The organism is Escherichia sp. E2661, assembly GCF_004745185.1.
Lineage (GTDB): Bacteria > Pseudomonadota > Gammaproteobacteria > Enterobacterales > Enterobacteriaceae > Escherichia.
In genome coordinates this window covers 1-15,421 of sequence record NZ_PDIG01000038.1, presented here as the reverse complement: position 1 = coordinate 15,421, position 15,421 = coordinate 1, and the positions used below count along the sequence as shown (strand labels likewise).

Below are 15,421 nucleotides of genomic sequence, written 5' to 3'. Positions count from 1 at the left end.
TTTTACGGTGACTCTTCGACAGTGAAAAGAAAAAAGGCCGCAGAGCGGCCTTTTTAGTTAGATCAGATTACTCGTCTTTGGGTGTGGCGTTTTCGACCCGGCTTTTTAACTTCTGCCCGGGTCTGAAGGTCACCACGCGCCGTGCTGTAATGGGAATATCCTCGCCCGTTTTCGGGTTACGTCCCGGGCGTTGATTCTTATCACGCAGATCGAAGTTACCAAAACCAGAGAGTTTCACCTGCTCGCCGTTTTCCAGAGCGCGACGGATCTCTTCGAAAAACAGTTCAACCAGTTCTTTGGCATCCCGCTTGCTAAGCCCAAGCTTATCAAACAGATATTCTGACATTTCAGCTTTTGTAAGCGCCATAGGTTCAATCCCTCAATGATGCCTGGAATCGCTCTTTTAATGCCTCTACACATTTGGCGACGGTAGCGGCAATCTCCTCTTCTTCGAGTGTACGGCTGGTATCTTGCAGGATCAGGCTTATGGCGAGGCTCTTATACCCCTCCGCAACACCCTTACCGCGGTACACGTCAAATAAGTTTACGCCAACTACCTGATTTACGCCAACTTTCTTACATTCGGATAAAATATCCGCTGCGGGAACGTTTTCTGCAACCACAACCGCGATGTCACGACGGTTCGCCGGGAAGCGCGAAATCTCGCGCGCTTGAGGCACCACGCGGTCTGCGAGCTTGTTCCACTCCAGTTCAAACACCAGAGTGCGACCGTTAAGATCCAGTTTACGTTCCAGTTCAGGATGAACAACCCCAACAAAACCAATACGTTCACCTTTCAGATAAATCGCTGCGGATTGCCCCGGATGCAGTGCCGGATTCGCTTCTGCACGGAACTCAACCTCATTCAGTTTACCGGTCAGGTCGAGAACGGATTCAAGATCGCCTTTCAAATCATAGAAATCAACGGTCTCTTTTGCCAGGTTCCAGTGCTCTTCGTAACGGTTACCGCAAATCACACCGGCTAACATCAGATCCTGACGAATGCCCAATGGCGCCTGAGTATCTGGCACGAAGCGCAGACCGCTTTCAAAAATGCGCACACGGTTTTGCTGACGGTTCTGGTTGTACACTACAGTTGCCAGTAGACCTGTCCACAGAGAAAGACGCATTGCCGACATTTCAACGGAAATCGGGCTTGGCAGCAGTAAGGCTTCAACGCCAGGATGAATCATCTGCTGCACTTTCGGATCAACGAAGCTATAGGTGATCACTTCCTGATAGCCTTTGTCGTTGAGCAGCGTTTTCACGCGCTTGAGCGACAGGTCAGCTTCACGGTGAGTCCCCATAATCAGGCTCGCCTGTACCGGTTCATCCGGGATGTTGTTGTAGCCGTAAACGCGCGCCACTTCTTCGACCAGATCTTCTTCAATCTCCATGTCGAAACGCCAACTCGGTGCAACAGCCTGCCACTCGTCCTTGCCTTCGGTAACTTCACAGCCGAGACGACGCAGAATGTCAGTCACCTGTGCATCGGCAATATGATGGCCGATCAGACGATCCAGTTTGCTACGACGTAAAGTGATGGTTGCACGCTTCGGCAGCGTTGCTTCGTTGGTGATATCAATTACCGGACCAGCCTCACCACCGCAGATGTCGATCAGCAGACGGGTCGCACGTTCCATCGCTTTGTGCTGCAGTGCCGGATCAACGCCACGCTCATAACGGTGAGACGCATCAGTATGCAGGCCATGACGACGAGCACGACCGGTGATAGACAGCGGGCTGAAGAAAGCACATTCCAGCAGAACGTTTTGCGTTTCGTCATTCACGCCAGAGTGTTCGCCACCAAAGATGCCGCCCATCGCCAGCGCCTTGTTGTGGTCGGCGATGACCAGGGTGTCAGCATTCAGCTTCGCTTCAGTGCCATCAAGCAGCACCAGCGTTTCGCCCTCTTTCGCCATCCGCACCACAATGCCGCCTTCAATGCGATCTTTATCGAAAGCGTGCATCGGCTGGCCCAGTTCAAGCAGCACATAGTTGGTGACGTCAACGACTGCATCGATAGAACGAATCCCGCAACGACGCAGTTTTTCTTTCATCCACAGCGGAGTTGGCGCTTTAACGTTAATGCCTTTTACTACGCGGCCAAGATAACGCGGGCAGGCTTCCGGCGCTTCGACGGCAATCGGCAGCGTGTCATCGATGGTTGCACCAACCGGGACAATTTCCGGTTCAACCAGTGGAAGCTGGTTCAGCACGGCAACATCACGCGCTACGCCGATAATGCCTAAGCAGTCTGCACGGTTTGGCGTCACACTTATTTCGATGGTGTTGTCATCAAGTTTCAGGTATTCACGGATGTCGGTGCCAATTGGCGCATCCGCAGGCAGTTCGATAATACCGTTATGATCGTCAGAAATACCCAGCTCAGAGAAGGAGCACAGCATCCCTTCAGACGGTTCACCGCGCAGTTTCGCGGCTTTAATTTTGAAATCGCCCGGCAGTACAGCACCAATAGTTGCTACCGCCACACGCAGGCCCTGACGACAGTTTGGCGCGCCGCAGACGATGTCCAGCAGGCGATCGCCACCGACGTTGACTTTGGTCACTCGCAGTTTGTCAGCATTCGGATGCTGCGCACATTCAACCACTTCACCAACGACCACGCCGTGGAAGCTACCGGCAACCGGTTCTACACCGTCAACTTCCAGGCCCGCCATCGTGATTTGATTCGCCAGCGCATCACTATCAATCGCCGGGTTCACCCATTCGCGTAACCACAGTTCACTGAATTTCATAATCTATTCCTGCCTTATTTAAACTGTTTGAGGAAACGCAGATCGTTTTCGAAGAATGAACGCAGGTCGGTGACGCCGTAACGCAACATGGTCAGACGCTCCATCCCCATCCCGAAGGCGAAACCGGAGTAAACTTCCGGATCGATGCCAACATTACGCAGCACGTTCGGATGCACCATCCCGCAGCCCAGTACTTCCAGCCATTTACCGTTTTTACCCATGACGTCCACTTCTGCAGAAGGTTCGGTGAACGGGAAGTAGGAAGGACGGAAGCGAATCTGCAAATCTTCTTCAAAGAAGTTACGCAGGAAGTCGTGCAGCGTGCCTTTCAGGTTGGTAAAGCTGATGTTGGTATCAACAATCAGACCTTCCATCTGATGGAACATCGGCGTGTGAGTCTGGTCGTAGTCGTTACGGTAAACGCGGCCAGGCGCGATAATACGAATCGGCGGCTGCTGGGCTTTCATGGTGCGGATCTGTACGCCAGAGGTCTGGGTACGCAGGCAGGCGGGTAGCGTCAAACCAGAAAGTGTCGTGGTCAGCGCGCGCCGGGTGGTGGCCAGGAATGTTCAGAGCATCGAAGTTATGATAATCATCTTCGATTTCCGGCCCGGTTGCCACGGTAAAGCCAAGCTCACCGAAGAAACTTTCGATACGATCGATGGTACGGGTAACCGGATGCAGACCACCATTTTCGATTACGACGACCTGGCAGGGAAACATCGATAGTTTCTGCAGCCAGACGCGCATTCAGCGCTGCGCTTTCCAGTTCGGCTTTACGCGCATTCAGCGCCTGCTGAACTTGCTCTTTCGCTTCGTTGATAACCGCACCAGCTGCCGGACGCTCTTCTGGCGGCAGCTCACGCAGGGTCGTCATCTGAAGGGTTAAGTGCCCTTTTTTACCCAAATATTCGACGCGCACATTGTCTAACGCGGCAACATCTGACGCCTGGCTAATGGCCGCCTTCGCACTGGCAACCAGTTCTGCGAGATGTGACATGGTTTTCCTCATTGTGTCAGTGGTGACACTGGTTCGTTGGACTTAGAGCCTATCCCATCAGGCTATTTTACTTGCCATTTTGGTCCCGGCAGTGCTCGAAATTCTCACGTACTTAAGTACGCTCCGGTTTCTCCACGCTGACCGTGTCCAGACTGGCTGCGACAATTACGCCTGATGAGACAGGCTTTTTATTTTTCAAAACGCGCATACAAAAAAAAGCCTCCACTGGGAGGCTTTCAGGCGCTGTTTTCCGTTTCTCTTCTCACGCGCTAGCCTCCTGGAGTCAGGTGCTAAAGTAAAAAAAGAAGCGGAAAATAGCAGCATTCATTGCTTGCGTTACCTTTTGGTACTTTTCAAAAGACCTTTATTGAAAAGGCTACGGCGATAAAAGTCAATGTTTTGATGGCGTTGAAACGAAAAGAGGGAGACTAGCTCCCTCTTTCAACTGGCTTATGCCAGAGCTGCTTTCGCTTTTTCAACCAGAGCGGTGAACGCTACTTTGTCGAATACTGCGATATCAGCCAGGATCTTACGGTCGATTTCAACAGAGGCTTTTTTCAGGCCATTGATGAATTTGCTGTAAGAAATACCGTTCTGACGTGCTGCTGCGTTGATACGCGCAATCCACAGTTGACGGAACTGACGCTTACGTTGACGACGGTCACGGTAAGCATACTGACCAGCTTTGATAACAGCCTGGAAGGCAACGCGGTATACGCGAGAACGCGCACCGTAGTAGCCTTTAGCTTGTTTCAAAATTTTCTTGTGACGTGCGCGTGCAATAACACCACGTTTTACGCGAGCCATATGTGCTCTCCTGTATCTATATTCTAATTAAAAAGTTAAAAAACGTTAACGGCTTATGCGTACGGCAGGCACGCGATTACCAGGCCCAGATCGCCTTTGGAAACCATGGCTTTCGGACGCAGGTGACGTTTACGTTTGGTCGCTTTTTTGGTCAGAATGTGACGCAGGTTAGCGTGCTTGTGCTTAAAACCACCTTTACCGGTTTTTTTGAAGCGCTTAGCAGCACCGCGTACGGTCTTAATTTTTGGCATTTTAATAACTTCCACTTCGCATTGTTGATAAACAGAAACAAAGGCGAATCACCCTGTGAGCCGAGGCCCACAGGAATGATTACTTGATGGCCTTACTGTTTCTTCTTAGGAGCGAGCACCATGATCATCTGGCGGCCTTCGATCTTCGTTGGGAAGGATTCGACCACTGCCAGTTCTTGCAAATCGTCTTTCACGCGATTAAGCACTTCCATACCGATTTGCTGGTGCGCCATCTCACGACCGCGGAAACGCAGCGTGATTTTGGCTTTATCGCCCTCTTCGAGAAAGCGAATCAGGCTGCGGAGTTTTACCTGATAGTCGCCTTCATCTGTACCAGGACGGAATTTAATTTCCTTAACCTGGATAACTTTTTGCTTTTTCTTCTGTTCCTTAGAAGACTTGCTCTTTTCATAGAGGAATTTGCCGTAATCCATTATACGACAAACCGGCGGCTCGGCGTTAGGGCTGATCTCGACTAAGTCTACTCCGGCTTCTTCAGCTTTCTCCAGAGCTTCTCTCAGACTCACAATACCAAGCTGCTCGCCTTCCAAACCTGTTAAGCGAACTTCCTGGGCGCGAATTTCGCCATTGATACGGTTAGGACGCGCCGTTTGAACTCGTTTTCCGCCTTTAATACCTTATTCCTCCAATTGTTTAAGACTGCGGCTGCGAATCTCTTGTTGCAGCTTCTCGATCACTTCATTTACGTCCATGCTTCCCAGGTCTTTACCACGGCGGGTGCGAACGGCAACTTTGCCAGATTCCACCTCTTTATCACCACAGACCAGCATATATGGGACGCGACGCAAAGTGTGCTCGCGGATTTTAAAGCCAATCTTCTCATTTCTCAAGTCTGCTTTAACACGAATGCCCGCATTTGATAGTTTTTGCGTCAATTCGTTAACGTATTCAGACTGTGAATCTGTAATGTTCATGATAACAACCTGAACCGGCGCAAGCCAGGTCGGGAAGAAACCAGCGAACTCTTCGGTCAGGATACCGATGAAACGTTCCATCGACCCAAGAATTGCACGGTGAATCATTACCGGAACCTTACGCTCGTTGTCTTCGCCTACATAGGAAGCGCTCAGACGAGACGGTAAGGAGAAGTCCAGCTGTACTGTACCGCACTGCCATGCACGATCGAGGCAGTCATACAGGGTAAATTCAATTTTCGGACCGTAGAACGCGCCTTCACCCAGTTGATACTCAAACGGGATGTTGTTTTCTTCCAGCGCAACTGCCAGGTCCGCCTCAGCACGATCCCACATTTCGTCACTGCCAATACGTTTTTCAGGACGAGTGGAAAGCTTGACCACGATCTTCTCGAAGCCAAAAGTGCTGTACATATCATAGACTAAACGGATACATCCGTTAACTTCATCGCGAATTTGTTCTTCAGTACAGAAGATATGCGCGTCATCCTGAGTAAAACCACGCACGCGCATCAGGCCGTGAAGGGATCCTGACGGCTCGTTACGGTGGCAGCTACCGAACTCGGCCATACGCAGCGGCAGATCGCGATACGACTTCAGCCCCTGGTTAAAGATTTGTACGTGACCCGGACAGTTCATCGGCTTAATGCAGTATTCACGGTTCTCAGAAGAGGTGGTGAACATTGCATCTTTATAGTTTTCCCAGTGACCGGTTTTTTCCCACAGGACGCGGTCCATCATAAACGGACCTTTAACTTCCTGATACTGGTACTCTTTCAGTTTAGAGCGAACGAACACTTCCAGTTCACGGAAGATGGTCCAGCCGTCATTGTGCCAGAACACCATACCCGGCGCTTCTTCCTGCATATGGTACAGGTCGAGCTGTTTACCGATTTTACGGTGGTCGCGTTTAGCGGCTTCTTCCAGACGCTGCAGGTACGCGTTGAGGGCTTTTTTATCTGCCCACGCAGTACCATAAATACGTTGCAACATTTTATTGTTGCTGTCGCCGCGCCAGTAGGCCCCTGCCGTTTTCATCAGTTTGAAATGGTGGCAGAAACGCATATTCGGTACATGCGGACCGCGGCACATATCGACATATTCTTCGTGGAAATAGAGGCCAGGCTGGTCATCATGGGCGATGTTTTCGTCCAGGATGGAGACTTTATAGCTCTCGCCGCGTTTAACGAAAGTTTCACGCGCTTCGTGCCAGCTGACTTTCTTCTTAATGACGTCGTAGTTTTTCTCAGCAAGCTCATGCATCCGCTTCTCGAGTGCTTCGACATCTTCCTGGGTTAACGTGCGGTCAAGATCAACGTCGTAATAGAAACCGTTGTCAATAACCGGGCCGATTGCCATTTTGGTATGCGGCCAAAGTTGTTTAATTGCGTGCCCTAACAGGTGCGCACAGGAGTGACGAATGATCTCCAGACCTTCTTCGTCTTTAGCGGTAATGATCGCCAGTTTAGCGTCGTTTTCAATCAAATCGCACGCATCTACCAGTTCGCCATTAACGCGCCCTGCGATACAGGCTTTCGCCAGACCTGGACCAATGTCCAGCGCAACATCCATGGGGCTTACAGCGTGGTCGTAATGGCGTTGGCTGCCATCAGGAAGAGTAATAACAGGCATGTTATATCCTTATTTGCAGTGGTGACCCACACGAAAGATCACATACAAAGATTCATATGAAATTTATCAAAAAGGTTTGGGCTGATTCCCGCTTCACTCTGCGAAATATGTCACAGCATGCTGATTGGCGATGCCAGACCTACACCCACTTTCTGATAATACCGCTTGGCAGTTTACACGGTAATTGTTATCGGGCAAAGCGACAATCATCATGTTCGATATGATATAAATCAATACAGGCAACACCTGACCCTTTTGTTACACTCGATTATTGAAGACTGGAAATCCCCTGGAAAAACGCATGCCGACAAAACGTTTCAACAAAAAACACTGGAAGATGGTGGTAGTCCTGCTGTCTATTTGCGGCGCGATGCTGTTGCTACGCTGGGCAGCGATGATTTGGGGCTGAATGGTGATGCGCCATCAACAGACAATGCAGCCAGACCGCATAACACGGTCCGGCACATTATTACATCCTGTAGCCCAGCGATAACGTGGTGCGGCGATCGGTATGTTCTGGCGCAGACTCAGGCGGTTCAGAGTTCCATGTAACGTTGTAGGCCACCTTCAGACCAAAATGTTCATTGATGGCAACATTTAATGCGCTTTCCGAGTTCAGCGTAGTGTCTTCAGCACCAAAAACCGATACACCCTGGGTAAATTTAGCGTTGTCGGTCAACTGCCATGCATAAGCTCCGGAGGCATACCCCAGCGGCTGCGTTTTACTGGCATTATCGGTATATTTGTCGTAACGCACGCCAGGGCCGAATTCAAAACGGAAGCTGTGTACCGGGCCATTTAAAAACTGGCGACCATAACCCGCAGTCAATACATCTCGTTCCCGATAACCGTTATAACGGTCTGTCAGCCAACTTGCCTGACCAAACAAATAATCATAATCAGTTAAATTAAAACGGCTACGACCACCTACTGCATATTTTTCCGAAGAACGCTCATCATTAGAAGAAGTATTGCTCGCATTTCCCCACAGCGACCAGGCAGTCGTCTGCCCATACCAGGTCATGGTGGAATCAGCCGTCAGTGAGGAACTTTTCGTGTTGCCTGATTGTGCAAGATAACCTGCGTTCAGATTACCTTCGAAAGGTTTTTTTGCGCTGGCAGGATCGTCCATGACAGTAAAAACGGAATCATCGGCAGTTGCAGTCAGAGACGCAAACATACCCCCCGCCAACATAGCGATGGCAGGAACTGTCTTCAAAAGCTTCATTTATTAAAAGTCCGTACAACAAAAAAAGAGACCATCGCGGTCCCGGAAACTTTCTTAAGGATCAAAGAGTAGCGTCCCTGGAAAGGTGACAAATTATAAAAAGGAGTGAAAAACTTAGCAATGACTTCTTATTTCATTTTTTGAATAAGCGCGTTGCGAAAACAGATATTTATTTATATATCTTTACCTTATTAATTTTATATAAATATCTAATAAATCATATTGTTAATTCCTTCACTTTCCACTGATTCAGTGCCAGACTGAAATCAGCCTATAGGAGGAAATGATGGTACGTATCTATACGTTGACACTTGCGCCCTCTCTCGATAGCGCAACAATAACCCCGCAAATTTACCCCGAAGGAAAACTGCGCTGTACTGCCCCCGTGTTTGAACCTGGTGGCGGCGGTATTAATGTCGCTCGCGCTATTGCTCATCTGGGCGGGAGCGCGACGGCCATATTCCCGGCCGGCGGCGCGACCGGTGAACATCTCGTCGCTCTGCTGGCCGATGAAAATGTCCCTGTTGCCACTGTCGAAGCGAAGGACTGGACCCGCCAGAATCTGCATGTACATGTGGAATCCAGCGGTGAGCAGTATCGCTTTGTCATGCCCGGCGCAGCTTTAAGCGAAGATGAATTTCGTCAACTTGAAGAACAAGTTCTGGAAATCGAGTCAGGGGCTATTCTGGTTATTAGTGGAAGCCTGCCACCAGGCGTAAAACTGGAAAAGTTAACGCAGCTTATTTCTGCTGCGCAAAAACAAGGAATACGCTGCATCGTCGACAGTTCCGGCGAAGCCTTAAGCGCAGCACTGGCGATTGGCAACATCGAGTTAGTTAAACCTAACCAAAAAGAACTCAGCGCACTGGTAGGTCGCGAACTCACTCAACCCGATGATGTGCGTAAAGCCGCGCAGGAAATTGTTAATAGTGGTAAGGCCAAACGGGTCGTCGTTTCCCTTGGTCCACAAGGCGCGTTGGGGGTAGATAGCGAAAACTGCATTCAGGTTGTGCCACCACCGCTAAAAGCCAAAGTACCGTCGGTGCTGGCGACAGCATGGTAGGGGCTATGACGCTGAAGCTGGCAGAAAATGCCTCGCTTGATGAAATGGTTCGTTTTGGAGTCGCTGCCGGTAGTGCCGCAACACTCAATCAGGGAACACGCCTGTGCTCCCATGACGATACACAAAAAATTTACGCTTACCTTTCCCACTAATCGAGACATTCCCCCATCGGTTGGGGGAATCACCACAAACCTGTCGGCAACGCGTTTCTGCGACTATGCTAAAAAATCACGTGATAACAAAGAGGTGAATTATGGCTGGTGGCGATCTTGTCCGTTATGTCATTGCTGTCATGTTGCATGAAGATACATTAACTGAAATTAATGAGTTAAATAACTTTCTGACACGCGATGGCTTCTCACTGACCATGACAGACGATGATGGGAATATCCATGAACTAGGGACGAATACCTTTGGACTTATCAGCACGCAAAACGAAGATGAGATAAGAGAACTCGTTGCCGGGCTCGCCCAGAGCGCTACAGGTAAAGACCCCGAGATAAGGATCACCACCTGGGAGGAATGGAATAGCAACAAATAAAGATTTCTGGGCAATAATCAGTCTGTGGTGTGCGTTAGCTCGTGTTTTTACACCTTATTCTTGCGCTAACCTTATGATCTGGCAGACAGCATGGGAGAGACATCATGTGGCAGGTAATCAGTCGTCTTTTGAGCGAGCAGTTAGGTGAAGGCGAAATCGAACTGCGTAATGAACTGCCTGGCGGGGAAGTCCATGCCGCATGGCATTTGCGCTATGCAGGACGCGACTTTTTCGTCAAATGTGATGAAAGAGAATTGCTTCCCGGTTTTACCGCCGAAGCCGACCAACTGGAGTTATTGTCTCGCAGTAAAACCGTCACCGTACCCCGGGTGTGGGCAGTTGGCGCTGACCGTGACTACAGTTTTCTGGTGATGGATTATCTCCCTCCTCGGCCGTTGGATGCACATAACGCCTTTATTTTAGGGCAGCAAATTGCGCATCTACATCAATGGAGCGACCAGCCACAATTTGGCCTCGATTTCGATAACGCCCTTTCTACTACCCCTCAACCCAATACCTGGCAACGCCGCTGGTCAACGTTTTTTGCTGAACAACGGATTGGCTGGCAACTGGAGCTGGCAGCAGAAAAAGGGATCGCCTTCGGCAATATCGACGCCATCGTCGAGCATATCCAGCAGCGCCTGGCTTCACATCAGCCGCAACCATCACTGTTACACGGCGATCTATGGTCAGGGAATTGTGCGCTAGGTCCGAATGGTCCGTATATTTTCGACCCTGCTTGTTACTGGGGCGACAGAGAGTGCGATCTGGCCATGTTGCCGCTACATACCGAACAGCCTCCGCAAATCTATGATGGTTATCAATCAGTTTCACCGCTCCCGATCGATTTCCTCGAACGCCAACCGATTTACCAGCTTTACACTTTGCTAAACCGTGCAAGGTTGTTTGGTGGTCAACATCTGGTTATTGCTCAACAATCATTGGATAGAGTGTTAGCCGCGTGACGGGAGTCGATGATAATGGCCGCACCGCGCGGCCTTTGTATTAAATGAAACCGAGCAGAGAAAAGAACACGTATCCCGCAGCAATACAAATGACCGGCAGGATATAGAGTGAAAAAAACTGCGTGAAGATAGTATGGCGTGGAACGACAATGCGCGACTCGATCTGTTCACGCGTTAACCCCTCTTCCCCTTTAGCCTTCTCCAGAATGAGTTGATCTTCAACGCCTTCGCGCAAGAAGCGCGCCTGACGACTCATGCGTGCTCCAGAGTCTTGCAACGCCAGCCCGACAAAAATCAGGATAAAGATCACCCAGAACATAACGTTCACACCACCATTAAAATTGGGCGTCGGCGAGTTATACCAGAACAGATTCAAAAAAGGCGTATTCGCCTGCATCATATCGATCATGACATGGGCAAAGTCGAGCATTACCGCATTAATGCCTTCCTGGGTTTCTTGCCGGGTATTCATAAACTTCAGCAAGGAAATCAACGTGGAAACAAGTGTTGGTATAAAAATCACCCAACCGAAAATCCTTTTCAAAATAGCAATGCGTCCAGCTTGTTGATATGTCATGAGTTCTCCTTGATTAAGACGCGTCGATTCACTTAGTTTACCTGTAGATATCTGTTTTCGCCCATTCTTTAAAGGCGATATGATAGGCGCTTAATCATAAGCACAGCTTAATACCTTACACATAATGCTCTAAAGGAGAGGTTGTAATGTCAACCCCACGACAGATTCTTGCTGCAATTTTTGATATGGATGGATTACTTATCGATTCCGAACCATTATGGGATCGGGCCGAACTGGATGTGATGGCAAGCCTGGGGGTGGACATCTCCCGTCGTAATGAGCTACCGGACACCTTAGGTTTACGCATCGATATGGTGGTTGATCTGTGGTATGCCCGGCAACCGTGGAATGGACCGAGTCGTCAGGAAGTGGTCGATCGGGTAATTGCCCGTGCCATTTCGCTGGTTGAAGAGACGCGTCCATTACTGCCTGGCGTGCGTGAAGCCGTTGCTTTATGTAAAGCGCAGGGCTTATTGGTTGGTCTGGCTTCAGCGTCACCGCTGCATATGCTTGAAAAAGTGCTGGCCATGTTTGACCTACGTGACAGTTTCGATGCCCTCGCCTCCGCCGAAAAATTGCCTTATAGCAAGCCACATCCGCAGGTTTATCTCGACTGCGCGGCAAAACTGGGCGTTGACCCAATCGCCTGCGTGGCGCTGGAAGACTCTGTTAATGGCATGATCGCCTCGAAGGCAGCACGAATGCGCTCCATCGTCGTTCCAGCACCAGAAGCGCAAAATGATCCCCGTTTTGTGTTGGCGAATGTAAAACTTTCATCCTTGACCGAACTCACCGCGAAAGACCTCCTCGGTTAATAAAAAGGGGCGTGGTGACACGGCCCCTGGTTGCTTATCTGAAATCACGTTCAACTGATGATTTTATCATCAAATTATGATGAAGAGTTACACCGTCACCACTTCCGCGCACTGTATAAAAACCCTATACTGTACGTATCGACAGTTTAGTGAGTTTTATCATGACGGCGGAAGGTCACCTCCTCTTTTCTATTGCTTGTGCGGTGTTTGCTAAAAATGCCGAGCTTACACCCGTGCTGGCACAGGGTGACTGGTGGCATATTGTCCCTTCCGCAATATTAACTTGTCTGTTACCGGATATTGACCATCCAAAGTCGTTTCTTGGGCAGCGATTAAAGTGGATATCAAAACCCATTGCCCGCGCTTTTGGTCACCGTGGCTTTACCCACAGTCTGCTGGCGGTGTTTGCTCTACTGGCGACCTTTTATCTGAAAGTTCCGGAAAGCTGGTTTATTCCGGCTGATGCTCTGCAAGGTATGGTTCTCGGTTATTTGAGTCATATTCTTGCTGATATGCTGACCCCCGCTGGCGTTCCCCTACTCTGGCCGTGCCGATGGCGTTTCCGTCTGCCAATTCTGGTTCCACAAAAAGGCAACCAGTTAGAACGTTTTTCTCTGCATGGCGTTGTTTGTCTGGTCAGTGTGGATGCCCCATTCACTGCCCGAAAACAGTGCCGTGCGTTGGTCATCGCAAATGATTAATACCTTGCAGATCGAGTTTCATCGCCTTATTAAGCATCAGGTTGAATACTAAAAAAACAAAAATCGCTTTTCTGGAATAAGCCATTCCATTTGAATATAAGAGCCAGCTCACAGTTCTGTTAATCTTGCTTCAACACTATGGCTACTGCGTAGCGATAGAAATAATAAGATCAGGAGAACGGGGATGAACTTTCCATTAATTGCGAACATCATAGTGTTCGTTGTGCTGCTGTTTGCGCTGGCCCAAACCCGCCACAAACAGTGGAGTCTGGCCAAAAAAGTGCTGGTAGGTCTGGTGATGGGTGTGGTTTTTGGCCTTGCCCTGCATACCATTTATGGTTCTGACAGCCAGGTACTCAAAGATTCTGTGCAGTGGTTTAACATTGTCGGTAACGGCTATGTTCAGTTACTGCAAATGATCGTCATGCCGCTGGTATTTGCCTCCATTTTAAGTGCGGTTGCCCGTCTGCATAACGCGTCTCAACTAGGAAAAATCAGTTTTCTGACTATTGGTACGCTACTGTTTACCACGCTGATTGCGGCGCTGGTCGGTGTACTGGTCACTAATGTGTTTGGTTTGACGGCTGAAGGTCTGGTTCAGGGTGGTGCAGAAACTGCACGTCTGAACGCTATCGAAAGCAACTATGTCGGTAAAGTCTCTGACCTGAGCGTTCCGCAGCTTGTCTTGTCCTTTATCCCGAAAAACCCGTTTGCCGATCTGACCGGTGCCAATCCGACGTCAATTATCAGCGTGGTAATTTTTGCGGCTTTCCTGGGCGTTGCAGCACTGAAACTGCTGAAAGATGATGCGCCGAAAGGTGAACGAGTCTTAACCGCTATCGATACGCTGCAAAGCTGGGTGATGAAACTGGTTCGCCTGGTCATGCAACTGACGCCATACGGCGTTCTGGCACTGATGACCAAAGTCGTTGCTGGCTCCAACCTGCAAGACATCATTAAACTGGGTAGCTTCGTTGTCGCGTCCTACCTCGGTCTTATCATTATGTTTGCAGTGCATGGCATTCTGCTGGGCATTAATGGCGTAAGCCCGCTGAAATACTTCCGTAAAGTATGGCCAGTGCTGACGTTTGCCTTCACCAGTCGCTCCAGTGCTGCGTCTATTCCGCTGAATGTAGAAGCACAAACGCGTCGTCTGGGTGTTCCTGAATCCATCGCCAGTTTCGCCGCCTCTTTCGGCGCGACCATTGGTCAAAACGGCTGTGCCGGGCTATATCCGGCAATGCTGGCAGTGATGGTTGCGCCTACGGTTGGCATTAATCCGCTGGACCCAATGTGGATTGCGACACTCGTTGGTATCGTCACTGTGAGTTCAGCAGGTGTTGCAGGCGTTGGTGGCGGTGCAACATTCGCCGCACTGATTGTACTCCCTGCAATGGGCTTGCCGGTAACGCTGGTGGCATTGTTAATTTCCGTTGAACCACTTATCGATATGGGCCGTACGGCACTGAACGTCAGCGGTTCTATGACCGCAGGTACACTGACCAGCCAGTGGCTGAAGCAGACCGATAAATCCATTCTGGATAGCGAAGATGACGCCGAACTGGCTCACCGTTAACCCTGGCTTATAACGCAAAACGCCTGTCATCCCGACAGGCGTTTTTTTTACTCTTCGACCTCATTCTCTTGTCGAACCTGATTCGCCCAGCGCTGGGCCGCCTCCGGCACACTAAACGCCGGTGAGCGCAAGAATGATTCCCCCACCAGAACAAACGCCACATATTTGCCACGTAGTATCCAGACATCACGAAACGAATCCATTTTAATCGCATGCTCCGGCGGCGCAGGTTCCGTGCGCGGGACATAGCTAATAATCGGGCGGTTTTGCTGACGTAGCGGTTTCTTCATTACTGGCTTCACTAAACGCATATTAAAAATCAGAAAAAATGTAGTTTAGCCGATTTAGCCCACGTCCGTCCTGCTTTGCGTACATCTTCAAATACTTTCGCCGACACCACTTCCAGAGCGAGACTACCCCTGATGGTCTATAGTTAGAGGGTTTTTTGACCAAAAAAGCGGCCCTTTCAGCAATGAAATAAGGAGACGAGTTCAATGTCGCAACATAACGAAAAGAACCCACATCAGCACCAGTCCCCCCTGCACGACTCGAACGAAGCGAAACCAGGAAT

General features: G+C 49.8%; 15 protein-coding genes, 3 pseudogenes and 1 other annotated feature. Of the genes and pseudogenes, 7 read left to right on the top strand and 11 right to left on the bottom strand.

From position 1 onward, the window contains the following. Positions 1 to 67: 67 nt before the first annotated feature. The 8 genes and pseudogenes from ihfA to thrS form a co-directional block, all read right to left on the bottom strand. Positions 68 to 367, bottom strand: a complete 300-nt coding sequence (gene ihfA / locus CRI63_RS20850; protein ID WP_002440155.1) for an integration host factor subunit alpha — start codon at positions 365 to 367, stop codon at positions 68 to 70. A gap of 4 nt (positions 368 to 371) precedes the next feature. After that, entirely contained in the window at positions 372 to 2,759 is a 2,388-nt protein-coding gene (gene pheT, locus CRI63_RS20845; protein ID WP_130218893.1) for a phenylalanine--tRNA ligase subunit beta, read from the bottom strand. Positions 2,760 to 2,773: 14 nt separating this feature from the next. Next, a pseudogene (gene pheS / locus CRI63_RS20840) lies at positions 2,774 to 3,759 on the bottom strand (phenylalanine--tRNA ligase subunit alpha). Positions 3,760 to 3,968: 209 nt separating this feature from the next. Further along, positions 3,969 to 4,093 (bottom strand) — a sequence feature (Phe leader region). Continuing rightward, positions 4,043 to 4,087, bottom strand: coding sequence for a pheST operon leader peptide PheM (gene pheM / locus CRI63_RS24015; RefSeq protein ID WP_001386830.1), 45 nt, complete (start codon positions 4,085 to 4,087; stop codon positions 4,043 to 4,045). Its footprint overlaps the feature before it by 45 nt. Positions 4,094 to 4,209: 116 nt before the next feature. Next, the gene (gene rplT / locus CRI63_RS20830) at positions 4,210 to 4,566 is read right to left on the bottom strand and encodes a 50S ribosomal protein L20 (protein WP_000124850.1); all 357 of its coding nucleotides are present in this window, start codon (positions 4,564 to 4,566) and stop codon (positions 4,210 to 4,212) included. Positions 4,567 to 4,619: 53 nt separating this feature from the next. Beyond that, on the bottom strand, positions 4,620 to 4,817 hold the full coding sequence (gene rpmI / locus CRI63_RS20825) for a 50S ribosomal protein L35 (RefSeq protein ID WP_001124225.1): 198 nt from the start codon (positions 4,815 to 4,817) through the stop codon (positions 4,620 to 4,622). Positions 4,818 to 4,909: 92 nt separating this feature from the next. Beyond that, positions 4,910 to 5,452, bottom strand: a complete 543-nt coding sequence (infC, locus tag CRI63_RS20820; protein ID WP_001700733.1) for a translation initiation factor IF-3 — start codon at positions 5,450 to 5,452, stop codon at positions 4,910 to 4,912. A 3-nt stretch (positions 5,453 to 5,455) separates the two neighbouring features. After that, entirely contained in the window at positions 5,456 to 7,384 is a 1,929-nt protein-coding gene (gene thrS / locus CRI63_RS20815; RefSeq protein WP_130208286.1) for a threonine--tRNA ligase, read from the bottom strand. Between the two features lie 301 nt (positions 7,385 to 7,685). Between thrS and yniD the strand changes: the two genes are divergently transcribed. After that, positions 7,686 to 7,793 (top strand): small membrane protein YniD, encoded by a 108-nt coding sequence (yniD, locus tag CRI63_RS20810; protein ID WP_064529152.1) that lies wholly within the window; start codon positions 7,686 to 7,688, stop codon positions 7,791 to 7,793. A gap of 60 nt (positions 7,794 to 7,853) precedes the next feature. Here yniD and CRI63_RS20805 read toward each other — a convergent pair whose 3' ends face one another. Beyond that, entirely contained in the window at positions 7,854 to 8,612 is a 759-nt protein-coding gene (locus CRI63_RS20805) for a YdiY family protein (RefSeq protein WP_135520642.1), read from the bottom strand. A gap of 286 nt (positions 8,613 to 8,898) precedes the next feature. Here CRI63_RS20805 and pfkB point away from each other — a divergent pair. The 3 genes and pseudogenes from pfkB to CRI63_RS20790 all read left to right on the top strand — a co-directional run bounded on the left by pfkB (position 8,899) and on the right by CRI63_RS20790 (position 11,181). Beyond that, a pseudogene (gene pfkB, locus CRI63_RS20800) lies at positions 8,899 to 9,827 on the top strand (6-phosphofructokinase II). A 101-nt stretch (positions 9,828 to 9,928) separates the two neighbouring features. Then, the gene (gene ghoS, locus CRI63_RS20795; RefSeq protein ID WP_135520640.1) at positions 9,929 to 10,216 is read left to right on the top strand and encodes a type V toxin-antitoxin system endoribonuclease antitoxin GhoS; all 288 of its coding nucleotides are present in this window, start codon (positions 9,929 to 9,931) and stop codon (positions 10,214 to 10,216) included. Positions 10,217 to 10,320: 104 nt separating this feature from the next. Next, positions 10,321 to 11,181: a fructosamine kinase family protein gene (locus CRI63_RS20790; RefSeq protein ID WP_130218887.1), complete on the top strand. Its 861-nt coding sequence runs from the start codon at positions 10,321 to 10,323 to the stop codon at positions 11,179 to 11,181. A gap of 40 nt (positions 11,182 to 11,221) precedes the next feature. Here CRI63_RS20790 and CRI63_RS20785 read toward each other — a convergent pair whose 3' ends face one another. Then, the gene (locus CRI63_RS20785; protein ID WP_135489212.1) at positions 11,222 to 11,758 is read right to left on the bottom strand and encodes a YniB family protein; all 537 of its coding nucleotides are present in this window, start codon (positions 11,756 to 11,758) and stop codon (positions 11,222 to 11,224) included. Positions 11,759 to 11,904: 146 nt separating this feature from the next. On the opposite strand from CRI63_RS20785, the gene hxpB reads away from it, so the two are divergent. From hxpB to tcyP, 3 genes and pseudogenes are all read left to right on the top strand, one after another. Next, the gene (gene hxpB / locus CRI63_RS20780; protein ID WP_130218883.1) at positions 11,905 to 12,573 is read left to right on the top strand and encodes a hexitol phosphatase HxpB; all 669 of its coding nucleotides are present in this window, start codon (positions 11,905 to 11,907) and stop codon (positions 12,571 to 12,573) included. Positions 12,574 to 12,734: 161 nt separating this feature from the next. Then, positions 12,735 to 13,326, top strand: a pseudogene (locus CRI63_RS20775) (metal-dependent hydrolase). Between the two features lie 132 nt (positions 13,327 to 13,458). Then, positions 13,459 to 14,850 carry a cystine/sulfocysteine:cation symporter gene (gene tcyP, locus CRI63_RS20770; protein WP_135520638.1) on the top strand — a complete coding sequence of 464 codons (1,392 nt, stop codon included), beginning with the start codon at positions 13,459 to 13,461 and terminating at the stop codon, positions 14,848 to 14,850. A 47-nt stretch (positions 14,851 to 14,897) separates the two neighbouring features. On the opposite strand, the gene cedA is transcribed toward tcyP, so the two are convergent. Beyond that, positions 14,898 to 15,161: a cell division activator CedA gene (cedA, locus tag CRI63_RS20765; RefSeq protein WP_135520636.1), complete on the bottom strand. Its 264-nt coding sequence runs from the start codon at positions 15,159 to 15,161 to the stop codon at positions 14,898 to 14,900. Between the last annotated feature and the right edge of the window lie 260 nt (positions 15,162 to 15,421).